Source organism: Acinetobacter sp., assembly GCF_036666595.1.
Taxonomy (GTDB): Bacteria; Pseudomonadota; Gammaproteobacteria; order Pseudomonadales; family Moraxellaceae; genus Acinetobacter.
Genome location: NZ_JAVWVO010000001.1, coordinates 305,528 through 321,468 on the forward strand (window position 1 = coordinate 305,528; position 15,941 = coordinate 321,468).

15 protein-coding genes are annotated in these 15,941 nt (G+C 43.4%); 2 read left to right on the plus strand and 13 right to left on the minus strand.

The features are described from left to right. A complete protein-coding gene (locus tag RR876_RS01480) occupies positions 1 to 873 on the plus strand; it encodes a histone deacetylase (RefSeq protein WP_332476957.1) in 873 nt (290 codons plus the stop codon). Between the two features lie 50 nt (positions 874 to 923). Here RR876_RS01480 and RR876_RS01485 read toward each other — a convergent pair whose 3' ends face one another. The 10 genes from RR876_RS01485 to RR876_RS01530 form a co-directional block, all read right to left on the minus strand. Beyond that, a complete protein-coding gene (locus tag RR876_RS01485) occupies positions 924 to 1,280 on the minus strand; it encodes a roadblock/LC7 domain-containing protein (protein ID WP_259233493.1) in 357 nt (118 codons plus the stop codon). Positions 1,281 to 1,319: 39 nt separating this feature from the next. Next, complete coding sequence (locus RR876_RS01490; protein WP_332476956.1) at positions 1,320 to 2,312, minus strand: hypothetical protein; 993 nt, start codon at positions 2,310 to 2,312, stop codon at positions 1,320 to 1,322. Between the two features lie 83 nt (positions 2,313 to 2,395). Then, complete coding sequence (locus RR876_RS01495; protein ID WP_332476955.1) at positions 2,396 to 2,812, minus strand: roadblock/LC7 domain-containing protein; 417 nt, start codon at positions 2,810 to 2,812, stop codon at positions 2,396 to 2,398. Between the two features lie 9 nt (positions 2,813 to 2,821). Beyond that, positions 2,822 to 3,367, minus strand: coding sequence for an ATP/GTP-binding protein (locus RR876_RS01500; RefSeq protein ID WP_332476954.1), 546 nt, complete (start codon positions 3,365 to 3,367; stop codon positions 2,822 to 2,824). Between the two features lie 647 nt (positions 3,368 to 4,014). Next, complete coding sequence (locus RR876_RS01505) at positions 4,015 to 5,079, minus strand: enoyl-CoA hydratase/isomerase family protein (RefSeq protein WP_332477154.1); 1,065 nt, start codon at positions 5,077 to 5,079, stop codon at positions 4,015 to 4,017. Between the two features lie 6 nt (positions 5,080 to 5,085). Further along, positions 5,086 to 5,889 carry an enoyl-CoA hydratase gene (locus RR876_RS01510; protein ID WP_332476953.1) on the minus strand — a complete coding sequence of 268 codons (804 nt, stop codon included), beginning with the start codon at positions 5,887 to 5,889 and terminating at the stop codon, positions 5,086 to 5,088. A 93-nt stretch (positions 5,890 to 5,982) separates the two neighbouring features. Beyond that, positions 5,983 to 7,107 carry an acyl-CoA dehydrogenase family protein gene (locus RR876_RS01515; RefSeq protein WP_035326884.1) on the minus strand — a complete coding sequence of 375 codons (1,125 nt, stop codon included), beginning with the start codon at positions 7,105 to 7,107 and terminating at the stop codon, positions 5,983 to 5,985. Positions 7,108 to 7,233: 126 nt separating this feature from the next. After that, on the minus strand, positions 7,234 to 8,889 hold the full coding sequence (locus tag RR876_RS01520; RefSeq protein WP_332476952.1) for an AMP-binding protein: 1,656 nt from the start codon (positions 8,887 to 8,889) through the stop codon (positions 7,234 to 7,236). Between the two features lie 85 nt (positions 8,890 to 8,974). Beyond that, positions 8,975 to 9,865, minus strand: coding sequence for a 3-hydroxyisobutyrate dehydrogenase (gene mmsB / locus RR876_RS01525; RefSeq protein ID WP_332476951.1), 891 nt, complete (start codon positions 9,863 to 9,865; stop codon positions 8,975 to 8,977). A gap of 11 nt (positions 9,866 to 9,876) precedes the next feature. Next, positions 9,877 to 11,394: a CoA-acylating methylmalonate-semialdehyde dehydrogenase gene (locus tag RR876_RS01530; protein WP_332476950.1), complete on the minus strand. Its 1,518-nt coding sequence runs from the start codon at positions 11,392 to 11,394 to the stop codon at positions 9,877 to 9,879. A gap of 169 nt (positions 11,395 to 11,563) precedes the next feature. Here RR876_RS01530 and RR876_RS01535 point away from each other — a divergent pair, with 169 nt between their 5' ends. Beyond that, a complete protein-coding gene (locus tag RR876_RS01535) occupies positions 11,564 to 12,445 on the plus strand; it encodes a LysR family transcriptional regulator (protein ID WP_332476949.1) in 882 nt (293 codons plus the stop codon). An 18-nt stretch (positions 12,446 to 12,463) separates the two neighbouring features. Here the strand turns inward: RR876_RS01535 and RR876_RS01540 are convergent, their stop codons facing one another. From RR876_RS01540 to RR876_RS01550, 3 genes are all read right to left on the minus strand, one after another. Next, positions 12,464 to 12,931 (minus strand): surface-adhesin E family protein, encoded by a 468-nt coding sequence (locus tag RR876_RS01540; RefSeq protein WP_332476948.1) that lies wholly within the window; start codon positions 12,929 to 12,931, stop codon positions 12,464 to 12,466. Between the two features lie 445 nt (positions 12,932 to 13,376). After that, a complete protein-coding gene (gene aguA / locus RR876_RS01545; RefSeq protein WP_332476947.1) occupies positions 13,377 to 14,480 on the minus strand; it encodes an agmatine deiminase in 1,104 nt (367 codons plus the stop codon). A gap of 73 nt (positions 14,481 to 14,553) precedes the next feature. After that, a complete protein-coding gene (locus RR876_RS01550; protein WP_332476946.1) occupies positions 14,554 to 15,900 on the minus strand; it encodes an APC family permease in 1,347 nt (448 codons plus the stop codon). Between the last annotated feature and the right edge of the window lie 41 nt (positions 15,901 to 15,941).

Consider the following 15,941-nt stretch of genomic DNA (forward strand, 5'->3'; position numbering starts at 1 on the left):
ATGCTACAGGTTTGCTACTCACCAGATTATTATGCTCAGACCCATACCAATAGTATGGAAAAACTGAGCGCAGTCGCCGATGCTTTAGATCCACTCGGTATCGCGCAGTTCCATCGCCCTGAAAAGCTCTCTGTAGATATTTTAAAACAACTACATGATCCGAAATATGTCGATGCTTTTGACACAGGTTTCCCTGAAAAGTTAGCCACTTTCCAAGGTTTTAAGCCTTGGAATACTCAACTGCGTGATGCGGTGTACCAGATTAATGCGGGGCAAGTTCTCGCAGCAGAATTGGCATGGAAACATCAAATTTCGGCCAATATTGCACAAGGCTTCCATCATGCAGTTTATGAACATGGTGGGTCTTTTTGTACCTTTAACGGGCTGGCTTTGGTCGCACAACAGTTTCCAGATAAACGTATTTTCGTGCTGGACTGTGATCAACATGGCGGTAATGGTACGGCAGAATTCACCCGCCGCTTTGACAACTTTTTTAATTATAGTATTTATGGGCTGGCCTTTGGCTGTCCGACCTACGAACGTTCAGAAACCTATCATGTGCATAAACATCAAGGAAATTTTAGCCAATACATTTTAGCGATCCATCAAGCCTTTCAACGTGCCTTGGACTGGAACGCTGATTTAATTATTTTTCAGGCGGGGATGGACTGCCATCAAGATGATCCTTGCGGCTCATCATGGTTTAGCACAGAACTGATTGAAAAACGCGATGAAATTGTGTTTCGCTTGGCCAAAAAGCACCAACTGCCTTTGATGTTTGTTTTAGCGGGCGGCTATCAAGCCCTGCCAGAATTGGTCAAGCTTCATGTGGGAACGTTTCAAACCGCCTATAAAACTTACTATGCAGAATAAAAAATGCCAGTATATTGACATACACTGGCATCGATAACTCGGCTATTTAATTAAGCAAAATCAAGCTCTTTTTCAAAGCCTTTTAACTCATAACGCGCCATCGCTAAGTTAGACTTGGTACGGTCAAGTACCAAATATAAAAACAATGTTTCATTGCTATCAAGTGGACGAATCAAATGATATTGCTTACCCAAAGTAATCAAAATATCTTCAATGTTATCGTTTAATTGTAATGCTTTCGCAACTTTACGCTTAGAACGTACAACTTCAGTGTTACCTGCTGCTGCTAATTCTAAGTCTACACCACTCCCCTGAGTCGCTAGTGCTAAGCCACTATCACTGTCTACCAGTGCAGCAGCAACAAAACCGTCAATCCCTGTTAACGCATCTAAACTAACACGTGCCATCTTATTCTTACCTCTAGTTATAGGGTTACCCCAAAAAATTTAAAGACCTAGTTTCTTACGCAACTTTCCAATAAAACCGCGTAATTTATTCATTTGCCCTGTTTCTACTTGTTGTGTATCTGCCTGATACTTCACTTCATTTTGATCGATAAACCGACCTAATTGCAGTAGAACAGCACATGCTACAAAATTCAATACCCTTTCATTACTTAAATTTAAGGCCTGTTTGACTTGATCAATTTGTGCGCCTTGTGAGAAGCAGGTTGCCATCTTCAAAAAGTCACGACGTTGTAAATCTTTTTCAAACTGAGGCCATATTTCAAGCTTAAAGCTCTGATTTAAGCCGACCTGCGGTAACTGAATCGTAGGTGAAGCATTCACCACTTTCCACAGCCAAACTCTTAAGTCATAAACGCCTTTATCTTTGATCGTATCTTGGGCCAACTGCGCAGTTGCATACGTTTGGTTCAAGGTCTCATTAAACTGAATCGCTTTATTCGGCTCGACCCAAACACGTTCGGTCCGCGTATCAACTAAAGCTAGAAAACCATGGGCATCGAACAACTGAATATAGCCATTACGTGGCGTAAAAATTTCGCTAAAAACCTGTTCCGTGGTCATCACTGGGTTCAACACTGTAGGCAGAACAGCTTGAACAGGTGGAATGACTTCAAGCGTTAACTTCACAGGCACGGTAAGCTTATGTTGTGACAGTATTTTTCTAGATAACCAATCATGCAAATGCTCTATGTTCGAAAATGGATAGAACAATTGATCTCCGACAATGCGTCCTGCATTTTCAACCTTTTTGACCAGTCGCAAATACGCAATGTTTTGAATAGACAGCAGCTTTTGAATGCCGGGTGAATTAAAAAACACATCATTGACCAACAATAAATCAATTTTTTGCTCGGCAAGATTGACCCATCTCACATTTAAATTTTCAGGTAAAGACAGCAAAATTTGTTCTTTTATTTGCTCTAACGAGTTTAAACTTAAACCAAATACTGCAATATTTAATACGTTTTTCATGCCCAAACCCACAACAACCTCACCCTTCAAATCACGGCATCACGCCGATTGATATAATTAAAAATTAATAAATGTCGAATTTCTTATGATGCAATGCTGAGCGGTGCATTGCTTAATCGCGCACTTAACTCTTTGTAGTAATACAGCATCTGCCCCATCAAAATATCTGTGTTAGTGACAGCCACCATGACCATAGGATGCAGTGGATGGTTGACAGCCGTTAAAAAGACTTTGCCATTGTCTGCATCAAGGGTAATTGTTTGGCAGCCCATCAATTGAATTTCTGTAATAAATGCATTCACCATCGCCAAGATGGAGCTGCTGACTGCTGCGATTTTTCCTGTATTGTCGATATTTTTCTTTGAAGCCAAAGCAAGCTCAAAACCATCCGATGAGCACAACATCACAAAGTCGATGCCTGTAACGGTATTTAAAAAACGTTGTAACTCGATATGGGCAGATTCAATCAGTGCTTGTGGAATTTCACGTGAACTATTCATTTATCCTACCTATGCAACTGCAGATTCAGCTTGCGTTTCTATTGTTGTAATTAGTGTTTCAATCATCAGTAAAACATCATCTTGTTCACGCGCATCGACGGCAAACAATGGAAAATATTTTTGATGGATCTGCATCCAATCACGATAAATTTTGAGCTTCTGCTCATCTTCTTGATCTATATGCGTAATGCCAACCACCACATTTGATCCATACTGCTCGAATGCTTTTAAATAAAACTCTAAATCCTTTAAACGATCCGCTTGGCTATGATCAATCAAGATCACGATTCCCATTGCACCCTTGCAGACAATAGACCACATAAAATCAAAACGATCTTGACCTGGAGTACCGTACAGGCCGATCTGTGTACCGTCATCAAGGCTAATTTCACCGTAATCAATACCTACAGTGGTCAAAAATTTATGGTGTGCTTCAGTATCAGTGTTTACTGCTTCTGTCGTTACGACAGGAATATCAGACAATGCTTGAATGGCAGCAGATTTTCCTGCCCCCATGGTTCCCCCGAAAACAATTTTGTACTGCTGTAGTATCATCAAGAAGTCCCAAGAACAATAAAATGCCTAATAGATCACATTATATTTAATTTTATTGACAAAAAACATTAAATTTTAAACCATTCAGTAAAACTCACTTACATATTTCCCTACTTTTTGTATACCTTTTAAGCATTTTTATACATGCGTATACTATTTAAATTAACTTAAGTATTTGTCTTTTCTTGTTATTTTAATTAAATAATAAGAATCATACTCAGTTAGGTAGTGATTGGTATTTTTTACCAAGCAGAATTCAATCTACAACGCAGATCAAAAGATATATTTGAAATATTTTTTCCAATCAATAAAACAAGAAACTTCACGTTTTTCTTATAGTTAGTCGATAGATTCTTCGCTTAATTTCTGTATCCAACGTCATTAATCGATTTTAAAGAAAGCTCACGTGTCGGTTTAGATTCTTTATTCGGACTTGAACTGTACTCTTTCGCTTCTTTGGTGAAGGGATAAGTTTTTTCTAGTGGCTTATTTTCATTACAGAATGAAACTGGTAAATCTCATCAGAGCTGTAATCACGATGAACGTTTAAGAGGCTTCAATGTTCGATGCATTTCTCACACTAATGTTCTCATCATAAAAAATCCTCCAAAGCATTGGAGGATTTTCGGTGCTGATTGAAAGCGAACTTATACTTGCACACTCGCCTGACGTTGCTGTCGTGACGCTGGCAAAAGTTCTTCGAACCTCTGCATCAGTTCAGGGTTCTCAGTTTGCCATTTCGGTTGCTTGTTTTTATCAATCAGCAAGGCACGGACGCCTTCAATCATGTCGCCTTGCTCAAACCAGATATCTTGTAAGTCCCGTTCTAACTGCATGCACTGTTCTAAAGATAGCCCACGTCCCACATGCTGTAGCTTTAGACTGATTTGCTTGGCCAACACGGAACGTTGTTGCAAATTTGCTAAGATTTTTTCAGCCCAATCCATATAGTCACTATCTATTGTATTGGCTAGGCTGTCTTCAATTTGAGCCAACTCAGCATGAGAAAAATGCTGCCGAATCGCATCTTCATACTGTTTTAATTCACTAGGCGCAGGTTCTTTTATATAACGTGCAATGGTCTGTTCAATCGACTGTTGGGTTAATTGAGTCGCTTGCGCTAGCTCAGTTTGCAACTGCTGTAACTGTTCACTCGGCACCAGATAATCAATTAAGTCTAAGTATAAAGCATCGCTACTGCTGATCTGTTCACCCGTCACTGCCATATACACACCGATATCGTCTAAACGAGACAGGAAATGGGTTGCACCGACATCTGGGAAAAAGCCAATCGCGGTTTCTGGCATGGCAAAACGTGATTTTTCACTGCTGACAATAATCTGGCAAGCTTGTGCCAAACCAAAACCGCCGCCCAAAACATAGCCATCTAAAAACACCAGCACAGGTTTAGCATATTGGCGCAGGCTCTTCAGCATGTGATATTCATCTGCAAAATAGCGCTGATAATTGGCAGTTCCATTTTGATAGCTATCATAGAGGAAGCGAATATCACCACCTGCACAAAAGGCTTTTGGGCTATTGGAGTTAATCAAGACGGCTTGAACTTGATCGTCCTCGCGCCACAGTTCTAACTGCTGGCTAATGCCATGAATCATGCTTAAGGATAGTGCATTCAGATGACTCGCGCGATCTAGCGTAATGACACCCAAATGTCCTTGGAGGCTGATCTGTAAATTATTTTCCATGCGCAGACTCCTTTATTGATTTTTAAACTGTGCTGGACGCTTTTCCACAAAGGCTTTCATGCCTTCTTTCTGGTCAACTGTTGCAAAGATGGAATGGAAAGTACGGCGCTCAAAGCGTAATCCCTCACTCAAACTCACTTCAAAGGCACGATTAATGCTTTCTTTAATCATCATGGTTGCAGTGAGGGATCTTTCCGCAATTTTTTCCGCAGCCTCTAGGGTATAGGCCAATAATTCTTCTTTCGGTAGAACACGCGCCACTAAACCACTTTGCTCTGCCTCAACCGCGCCCATTTGTCGTGCCGTTAAACACATTTCCATGGCTTTAGCTTTACCCAATGCCAAAGTTAAACGTTGCGTTCCCCCAATGCCAGGAATCACACCCAGTGTCACCTCAGGCAAACCAAATTTGGCATTATCCGCACAGTAGATAAAATCGCACATCAGAGCCAACTCGCAGCCGCCACCCAGTGCATAACCGCTTACCGCAGCGATCAACGGTTTACGACGCTGCGCAATTCGATCTGCCAAATGGAAAAAATCGTCAAAATAGATATTCGGGAAATTTAGCTCGGCCATTTCTTTAATATCAGCACCTGCGGCAAAGGCTTTTTCAGAACCCGCCAACACCATACAGCCAATCTCAGCATCTCGTTCAAACTGGTCTAAAGCTTGGTTAATTTCAGCAATCAGTTGACTATTCAAAGCATTTAATGCTTGAGGACGGTTCAGGGTAATCACCCCGACGCCTTTGCGCTTTTCTACTAAAATGGTGTCCCACTGTAAATCTTCGATGAAGGTTTTTTCCCACTGCATGTTGCAATCCTTTCTGTATAGACCAATGCACATATCCCTTTAAAATCTCGTGATCCTTAATATGTGCAAGGGTCAATTTTTTCGATATTGGGTTTATAAACTACGAGCAATGACTAAGCGTTGAATATCACTGGTGCCTTCGTAAATCTGACAAATTCGGGCATCACGATAAATCCGCTCAATTGGAAAATCTTTCAGATAGCCATAACCCCCAAAGATTTGTAGAGCATTGGAACAAACGCGCTCGGTCATTTCAGAGGCAAACAGCTTCGCCATCGATGCTTCAGTTAAACAGGGTTGACCCGCTTCTTTTAAACGCGCCGCCTGATGTACCAACTGACGTGCCGCGGCAATTTCTGTTGCCATACTGGCCAATCGGAATGACACCGCTTGCTGCTCAAAAATAGGCTTCCCAAAAGCTACGCGCTCCTTGGCATAACGCGTCGCTTCCTCCAAAGCAGCGCGCGCCAATCCAACAGCCTGAGCGGCAATGCCAATACGCCCACCTTCCAAATTAGACAAGGCAATTTTTAAGCCTTCGCCTTCTTTGCCTAACAACAGGCTTTTGTGGACACGCACATCGGTCAAGGCAATTTGGCAGGTGTCAGAGGCATGTAAACCCAACTTTTCTTCGACCCGAATCACTTCATAACCCGGCGTATTACGCGGGACTAAAAAAGCACTCATGCCTTTTTTCCCTGCGCTCGGATCAGTCACGGCAAACACGATAATCACGCCTGCGTTATGCCCTGAAGTAATAAATTGCTTGGCACCATTGATAATGTAATGGTCCCCATCTTTCACGGCGCGGGTTTTAATGGCTGCGGCATCGGAACCTGTGTGTGGTTCAGTCAGTGCAAAAGCGCCAATCATTTCCCCTTTGGCTAAAGGCACAAGGAATTGCTGCTTTTGCTCCTCAGTACCAAATTTCAAAATCGGCACGCAGCCCACTGAATTATGCACACTCATAATGGCTGAAGTTGCACCATCCGCAGCGGCAATTTCTTCCAGTGCTAGTACATAAGCCAAGTTGCCTGTTGCTGAACCACCCCATTCTTCAGGCACCAACATGCCCATAAAACCTAATTGCCCCATTTGCTGTAAAGCTTGCGCAGGGAAAGTGCCCTGTCGATCCCACTCACTGGCATAGGGTTTAATTTGTTCTTGGGCAAAACTTTTTGCCATGTCCTGAATCAGGACTTGTTCTTCAAAAAACATACCTTGTCGATCCCACTCACTGGTATTCGGTTTCATCTGTTCTTGGGCAAAACTTTTCGCCTTGTCCTGACTCAGGACGTGTTCCTCAGTGAATTGCATAAATCCTTTCCTTACAATCTCTTCAATTTAAACAGTAGCCGCAGTTTGTTGCTTAGCAATTTCCTGATTACGCAATAAAAAGCGTTGAATCTTCCCACTTGGTGTTTTTGGAAGTTCAGTCACAAACTCAATCAACCGCGGATAAGCATGAGCAGATAAGCGTTTTTTCACAAACTGGCTCAGTTCATTTTCGAGTTCTGTACTGGCTGCACTTTCACCAGATAAAATCACAAAAGCTTTAATCACTTCGGTTCGTTCAGGATCAGGCACACCAATCACAGCTGCTTCAATCACTGCAGCGTGCTCTAGCAGTGCACTTTCAACATCAAAGGGACCCACGCGATAACCCGACGTGGTAATCACATCATCACTGCGTCCGACAAAACTCATGCTGCCATCGGCATGCATTTCAGCAGTGTCACCGGTTAAATAATAATGTCCAATAAAGGGTGATTTACGGCTTTCTTGATAGCCACCAAACCACATCAGTGGCGATTGACTGATATCTACCGCGAGAATTCCCGGTGTATCTGCACCCAATTCATTGCCCTGTTCATCTAGTGCCACGACACGATAACCAGGACTGGCAAAACCTGCCGAACCTGCACGGACTTCATGTTCTAGCGCATGATGATTGCACACCACCATTCCCACTTCGGTTTGTCCATAGTGGTCAAAGATCGGGGCATCTAATACTTGCTTGAACCAGCGAAAAACTTCAGGATTTAATGGCTCACCTGCACTGCTGACGACACGGAATTTGCCACGGAGTTTCGCCATTTGCTTCGGATCGGCCGCCATCATCATGCGGTAGGCTGTGGGTGCCCCTGCCAAGTTATTCACGCCATAGTCATTTACAATCTGGCATAGACTGTCGGCAGTAAATGCGCCTTCATAAAAAATGGTCGGATGACCCAATAGGAGCGGGCCAGTAATGCCGTAATACAATCCATATGCCCAACCCGGATCGGCAATATTCCAGAACGAATCTTCAGCTCTTAAACCAATCGCATCTTGCATATAGGCCCCAAATGCAATCAGTGCTTTGAGTGGCACTTGCAAAGGTTTAGCAGGGCCTGTCGTGCCTGAAGTGAACATCAACAAGAACGGATCTTGGATGTTCATCATCACCAATTCGCACTGATCAGATTGGCGATTGATCTCTGCCCAGAAACTATAATCTCCCTGATACAGCCCTGTGCCTTTGGCTCCTGTGACCGTCACAATGGCAGGGCAACCGTCTACTTCCTGTAATTTGTCACGATTACCCACATCAGTCACCACTAACTTACTCTGAGCCAGTTGTAAACGGTGCTCAATGGCTTTTGGGCCAAACGCAGTAAATAAAGGTTGATAGACTGCACCAATTCGCCATGCCGCTAAAATGGTAATAATGAGCTCAGGCGTACGTGGTAATAAGCCAGAAATACGGTCACCTTTAGTCACCCCTTGCGACTTTAAAAAGTTAGCAAATTGGCTGGCACGTTGTTGTAACTCTCGAAAGGTATATTGCTCTTTACGACCATCTTTGCCCTGCCAAAACAAGGCAATCTGCCCTGGCAAAGCATGTCGATCACAGCACTCATAACACGCATTCAGCGCATCGACTGAACCTGATAGAAACCGTTGCGCAGCCTGTTGTAAATCAAAGCTTTGCTGCGCTTGTTGATAATTTGAAGTCATCCTTTCACCTCAGTCACATTTTTTGTTATTCACGACAAGGGGTTTTTATCGGGTGCACTCATTGCACCCTTTCATTTCTTTGCAATCAACTTTCTCGGGGTAAGTATTGCTGGATAATGCTCGAAAAATCTAAATGCGCATTGCCTTGCAAACACAATTGTTGATACAACTGCTGTGCCAAACCACCAAGTAGTACAGGTTGCTTGACTTGGCCTGCCGCTTCAATGGCCAAACCTAAATCTTTGAGCATGAGTTGCGAGGCAAAACCGTCGGTATAACCACGTCCTGCGGGTGCATTCGGGCTAATGTCTGGCCAAGGATTACAGATTTCAGAACTCCAGCAACGGCCACTTGAACTATTGATCACCCCTGCCAATGCATGTGTATCAATGCCCAATCGGCTGCCCAAAGCCATGCCTTCTGCCACGGCCGCCATAGAAATTCCGAGAATCATGTTATTGCAAATTTTAGCAATTTGCCCTGCACCGACCGCACCACAGTGCACCGTGTTTTTGCCCATAAAGCTTAAAATCGGCTGCACGCGCTCATAAGTTGTATCATCAGCGCCGACCATAAAGGTCAAGGTGCCCGCTTTAGCACCAATGGTGCCACCAGAAACAGGCGCGTCACAGACTTGAATCTGATGCTTCAAGCCCTCAGCAGCAACATCTTTAATGGTTTGCGGGTCAATCGTACTAGAGTCAATACAGAGACTACCTGCCCGCATCACCGCCAGAATCCCCATTTCACCCAAATACACGTCACGTACATGCTTGGCTGCGGGCAACATACTAATCACCACATCTGCTTGCTCGGCCGCAGCTTGCGGACTGTCACAAATAATCCCACCACTTTCAGCAAACTGTTGTAAGGCTTTTTCACTCAGATCATAGCCCAACACTGTTTGCCCTGCTTTGAGCAGGTTCTGTGCCATCGAACCGCCCATATTCCCTAAACCAATGAAAGCTATCTTCATCTCGCTACTCCTTAGCGTAAACTGATGGTGGTATTGACTTCCCCTGCTTCTTGGCTGTCTTCAAACCAACGGCTGGTGATGGTTTTGGTTTGTGTATAGAACTGAACCGCTTGTTTGCCATAAGGGCCTAAATCACCGAGCTTTGAGCCACGCGAACCTGTGAAACTAAAGAATGGCACAGGAACTGGAATTGGAATATTGATGCCCACTTGACCAATATCAATACGGTTTTGGAAAGTACGGGCCACAGCACCACTTTGGGTAAATAAGCCCACGCCATTACCAAATGGATTGGCATTCACCAGTTCAATCGCTTCATCCAACGTCTCGACACAAAGAATCGTCAGAACTGGACCAAAGATTTCTTCTTTATAAATGCGCATATCCGTCGTGACTTGGTTAAACACCGTGGCCCCGACAAAGTTGCCATTTTCATAGCCTTTGACTTGAATATCACGACCATCCAGCAGTAATTCAGCACCTTGTTCTACACCACTGTTAATCAGATCAATCACACGGGCTTTGGCACGCGGTGAAATCACAGGACCAATGTCCGTATTCGGCTCATGGCCCGCATTCACGCTCAAGGTTTTGGCTTTTGTAACCAATTCATTGATCCAATGTTTACTGTCACCGACCATGACTGCAACCGAAAGTGCCATACAACGTTGCCCTGCCGCACCAAATGCTGCACCGACCATGGCATTTAAGGTTTGTTCTTTATTGGCATCAGGCATCACCACCACATGGTTTTTCGCGCCCATCATCGATTGCACGCGCTTGCCATGTTGGCCTGCCAAGTTATAGACATGCGTACCGACAGCAGTTGAGCCGACAAAAGAAATAGCTTTGATGTCTTGATGCGTACACAGGGCATCCACCACTTCCTTGCCACCATGCACTACATTCAGTACGCCTGCGGGAATACCTGCTTCGATTGCCAACTCGACCAACATCATGGTGGAGAGCGGATCTTGTTCAGATGGCTTCAAAACAAAGGTATTGCCGCAGACGATTGCCATTGGGAACATCCACAAAGGAATCATTGCAGGGAAGTTAAATGGCGTAATGCCCGCACATACACCTAAAGGTTGTTGCAAGGTATAGGTATCTACGCCACGTGCCACCCCTTCGGTATATTCGCCCATTTGCAACGTGCCAATCGAACACGCATGTTCCACCACTTCTAAACCACGCTGAATATCACCTTCAGCGTCGGCCAAAGTTTTACCTTGTTCAGCTGTGAGTACCTGTGCAATTTTCTTGGCATTGTCACGAATCAGTTGCTGTAGTTTCAGCATAATGCGCATACGCGCCTGAATTGGAGTTTCTCTCCAGCTCGCAAAAGCAGATTTTGCTGAACTAATCGCGGCTTGGATTTCCTCAGGTGTTGCAAAAGGGACTAAGCCAATCACTTCTTGGGTTGCAGGGTTGATAATGTCTTGCCATTGCTGGGTTTTTGACTCGACAAATTCACCGTTAATCAAAAGTTTAGCTGTAGTAATTTGGATTTTAGAAACCGTATTCATAACCTCTCCATAGGCATTCATTTTTATTGTGTCACTGTTGAAACATACGACTTAAACCGTATATTCAATTTCTGCTTTTCAACTCAGACTAGCAAAGAAAACTTTGACCACCAATGCATATTGGTGCACGATGGTTGTGCAATTTTGCACAGGATGTGGAAAATAAAAAATGAAAGTAGATTGGGATCATCTGCAGTTTTTTTTGGTCTTGGCACGCGCTAAAACCCTGACCAATGCAGCACGGATTATTGGGGTTGAGCACAGTACCGTGGCACGGCGGGTACAGTCTTTAGAAGTTGCTTTAGGCACACCACTGTTTAAACGTGAAGCCACAGGCTATGAACTCACCGTTGATGGGATGGCTCTGGTGCCCCGCGTAGAGCAAATGGAACAGGCCTTTTTGCAAATTCAAAAACCACAACAGCCTCTTGAAGGTCGTGTGCGCATTGGAGCACCTGAGGGTTTCGGCACGGCGTTTTTAACCCAGTTATTGGCCGAACTGTCATTGCAATTTCCACTACTCACTATTGATCTGATTCCTGTACCGAAGATGATCAAACTGTCGCATCGTGAAGCAGATATTGTGATTTCAATTGACCGTCCAAAATCAGGTCCCTACATCATTACCCGACTGACCGATTACTGTTTAAAAATTTATGGGAGCAAGCGTTATCTGGCACAGCATCCACCTATACAGCGGATGGAAGATTTAGCAACCCATCGTTTTGTCAATTATATTGATGATCTGATTTATAGTTCGGAGTTGTATTGCTTGGAACGCCTACCCATTCCTCTAACCGCGAATTTTCGCAGTAGCAGTATTTTGGCCCAACAAATCGCGGTCAATGCAGGGGCTGGATTGGCCATTTTGCCGCAGTTTTTGACGCATGACCAACCTGACTTAGAACAAGTACTGCCTGAGCAGGTACGCTTCACGCATACCTTTTGGATGCTGACGTTTGTCGACCTACAACACGAACCACGGATTAAATTGGTCTGGGATTATTTGCGTAAACAAGCCGACTTAAAACAAGGCATGCTGATGGATTAAATCATCCACAGCAGGTTCTTATTTATATTCCCCCGTCGCAATGCGTCGAGCCAGTTGTTCCAAACGATCGACTTTTTGGCGTTGCGGTAAAACGTGGCAAACCATCTCGGCGGTATAATCCACAGCAGTATTGGGAATCAGCGGTCGAGTCTGACTTGTTGCATAGTCTTGACTACTGAGTAAGGAACCATTTTTTTTAAAATTGGCAGATGACCGAATACTATAGACTTCATTGTCACAGCCAACTCTGTATAGCGCGAGTGAGTAATCCCCTAACTCCAAGCCATCTTTTTCTTTGTCGCTCTTAATGAGATATTTGACCCAATATTCAACTTCATTACGACTCGTATCAAGCATTTTAACTCGATCAAAATCGACATAAACATATTGTGAGCGATCATAATTGGCATTCACAAACGTCCATTCGGCAAACGCAGATCCTCCCCACAATACACAAAGAAAACCCAATAAAATACGACTCAACACATCACTATCCCCCAAGATAGACGGGCAAGATTATAGCAACTCCCTTATATAAAGCACATGAAAACTCAAACTAACATACTGAAATATATCTATTTAAACAGTTATAAATTAGGAAGCTTCAGCACATATTTCTCTACTTACTTATAATTGGTTATCACTCTGGATCAACTATGTGGTTTGTTTTACATACTGCAAATAGCCTATTTTTGGCTACTAACACGCAGTGCAATCATCTTGATATCTTCAAATAGCGACCATTGTTGATTTTTAGCGCGGTGGTTTTGAAAGCCAAATTAAAGCCGTAGAAATACTAACAGCCCCAGACCTTCCATTTATTTTAGTAATACTATGAATATGTTTAGCTTTGCAAAATCAATGACAAAAAATAAAGCCATGCATGGGCATGGCTTTATTTGAAGGGATAGAACTCTCCCGTTTTATAGCTTTAGGCTGGAATTTGTTGCGTAATACAGTGAATATTACCACCGCCCAACAGAATTTCACGCGCTGGTACACCAGTAATTAAATACTCAGGATACATCTGCTGGAACAGTACCTTTGCCTGCTCATCTGTGCGTTCATCTAATAATGGGAAAATAATTTGTTGGTTACTAATCAGGTAATTCACATAAGAGCCTGCCAAACGATTGCCTTCAATACGTTCAATCGCATTGCCTTTTTGTACAGCGTTGGTTTCATCTTCGCTCGCATACAGTGGGCCCGGTGAAGGTAGTTTCCAAACCTTTAAGCGACGACCTTGCGCATCGAGGGTGTTTTCTAGAACCTTTAGTGCCACCATAGAGCGTGCATATTGAGGATCATTTTCATCATCAGTCCAGTGCAATGCCACCTCACCTGGGCGAACAAAACAGCACATATTATCTACATGCCCATCTGTTTCATCGTTATACACCCCATCTGGTAACCAAATGAAAGTCGTGACGCCTAAACACTCTTGTAAAATTTTTTCAATGTCGTCTTGTGTTAAATCTGGATTACGATTTTGGTTGAGCAGGCATTCTGCTGTGGTTAAGAGTGTACCTTCGCCATCCACATGGATAGAACCACCCTCTAGCACTAAAGGAGTAGAAAAACTATCCAGCTCATGCATCGCAGAAATTTGCTTGGCAATGAGCTGATCTTGATCCCATGGGAAATACAAGCCGCCTTCTTCTCCGCCCCAAGCATTAAATACCCAGTCAATACCGATACGTTCACCTTGTGCATTTTTAACAATCGAAGGTCCAGTATCACGCGTCCACGCATCGTCACTTTCCATTTCATATAATGTCACTTCTGCAGGCATAGTTTTGCGTGCTTTTTCCATTTCTGAAACAGGAACAGCCATCAATACAGGCGTCTTTTGTAAAATAGCCGCTGCAACTTGGGCAAAAGCCTGTTGTGCTGGCTGTGCATTGTCACGCCAGTTATCAGTACGATACGGCCAAATCATCCATACTGCTTCTTGAGCTGCCCATTCACCTGGCATGCAATAGCCCTGCTGTTTTGGCGTTTTTACTGTTTTTTGCTTTTCAACTACAAATTCCATTTTTACTCTCTCTACAATTTTGCATGTTTCTACATTTTAAATGAGTGAATTAAAGTCCTTCACTGACACTTCCTTAACCGTTGGAGACTTCCTCGGCTGGCGTCCCTATGGAAATCGGCTGCTTTTTAATTTTCTTGTACAGCACCAACCCAATGCCTACACATAACCAAATACCACCAAACTCAAGTGCTGATTTCTCTAAATTGATCCATAAACCAAGCAGCGAAAGTACGGACACTATAGGTAAAAATAAGTTCATAAACACATTCTTAAGCCCTAGACGTTCCTTTCTAAGCATATAAAATTTCATAAAGACCGAAAAATTCACCATGGTAAACGCAATCAATGCACCAAAGCTGACGAAGCTCACCACTGTCGCAAGGTCAACATAAATAGCCAATAAAGAAATCATGCCCACAAAGAAGATTGAATATAGGGGTGTACCGCGTTTTTTACTGATGGCACCAAAGATCTTCTTATTAAAAACACCATCACGTCCCATGATGTACATTAAACGTGAAGCACTAGCATGGGTTGCTAAGCCAGAGGCAAAGGCATTCATAATTTGTACGGTTAATAATGCTGACTGAAAAACTGCACCACCCACAAACAAGGCAATTTCAGGTAAGGCTTCATCTGGGTTTTTAAATTGCGACAATGACGGAAAGGACAGCTGTACAAACCACGACACTGTAATAAAAATTCCACCACCCACTAACGTCGTTAAAATAATGGCTTTCGGAATGGTCTTGGTTGGATTTTTCGTTTCAGAGGCCAAGGTTGATACAGCATCAAAACCTAGATAAGAAAAGCACACCAAAGAAATGCCTGAAATCAAGGACATCATTTCAGTATTGCCATTCCATAAAGGTTTGGTGGTTAAAATACCGCTATAGCCTTGTGAGTTACCAATGCCTGTCACCACCAAGAAAATAAATACCAGCATCATGACCAAAGTGGCCGCCACAAAAATAAAGCTGAAATTAGCCAGAATATTGATACGAAAACTGTTAATCAGCGTGACCAAACCGACCATGATCATTACCCAAGCGGTATAAGACACATCGGGCATTAGCGCATTTAAATAAAATGCAGCAAGTAAGGCATTAATGAGGGGTAAGAGCATGTAATCTAATAAAGAGCACCAACCAACAAAAAAACCCATGGTTTTACCGCAAGTTTCGGTGGTGTAGGTATACGCTGAACCTTCCTTTGCGGATATTCGGCTAAAACGCGCATAACTTAATGCAGTTAACAGCATGGCCACCAGCGCCAGCAAATAGGCTAAAGGGACCCGACCCTCGGTCACTCTTGAAATAATCCCAAATGTATCGAATACCGTAGCTGGTGCCATATAGGCAACCCCAATGACAACCACTTGCCAAAGGGAAAGACTCCTTTGATGATTCTCGCATTCCATGCTTGTAACTCCTGTAGCTCTTTATGTACGCACTTTCTTAA

What these genes read in the sequence shown, in the direction of transcription:
- RR876_RS01480 (WP_332476957.1), top strand. Translation starts at nt 1, where the DNA reads ATGCTACAGGTTTGCTACTCACCAGATTATTATGCTCAGACCCATACC.
- RR876_RS01485 (WP_259233493.1), bottom strand. Translation starts at nt 1,280, where the DNA reads ATGGCACGTGTTAGTTTAGATGCGTTAACAGGGATTGACGGTTTTGTT.
- RR876_RS01490 (WP_332476956.1), bottom strand. Translation starts at nt 2,312, where the DNA reads ATGAAAAACGTATTAAATATTGCAGTATTTGGTTTAAGTTTAAACTCG.
- RR876_RS01495 (WP_332476955.1), bottom strand. Translation starts at nt 2,812, where the DNA reads ATGAATAGTTCACGTGAAATTCCACAAGCACTGATTGAATCTGCCCAT.
- RR876_RS01500 (WP_332476954.1), bottom strand. Translation starts at nt 3,367, where the DNA reads ATGATACTACAGCAGTACAAAATTGTTTTCGGGGGAACCATGGGGGCA.
- RR876_RS01510 (WP_332476953.1), bottom strand. Translation starts at nt 5,889, where the DNA reads ATGCAGTGGGAAAAAACCTTCATCGAAGATTTACAGTGGGACACCATT.
- RR876_RS01515 (WP_035326884.1), bottom strand. Translation starts at nt 7,107, where the DNA reads ATGTTTTTTGAAGAACAAGTCCTGATTCAGGACATGGCAAAAAGTTTT.
- RR876_RS01520 (WP_332476952.1), bottom strand. Translation starts at nt 8,889, where the DNA reads ATGACTTCAAATTATCAACAAGCGCAGCAAAGCTTTGATTTACAACAG.
- mmsB (WP_332476951.1), bottom strand. Translation starts at nt 9,865, where the DNA reads ATGAAGATAGCTTTCATTGGTTTAGGGAATATGGGCGGTTCGATGGCA.
- RR876_RS01530 (WP_332476950.1), bottom strand. Translation starts at nt 11,394, where the DNA reads ATGAATACGGTTTCTAAAATCCAAATTACTACAGCTAAACTTTTGATT.
- RR876_RS01535 (WP_332476949.1), top strand. Translation starts at nt 11,564, where the DNA reads ATGAAAGTAGATTGGGATCATCTGCAGTTTTTTTTGGTCTTGGCACGC.
- aguA (WP_332476947.1), bottom strand. Translation starts at nt 14,480, where the DNA reads ATGGAATTTGTAGTTGAAAAGCAAAAAACAGTAAAAACGCCAAAACAG.
- RR876_RS01550 (WP_332476946.1), bottom strand. Translation starts at nt 15,900, where the DNA reads ATGGAATGCGAGAATCATCAAAGGAGTCTTTCCCTTTGGCAAGTGGTT.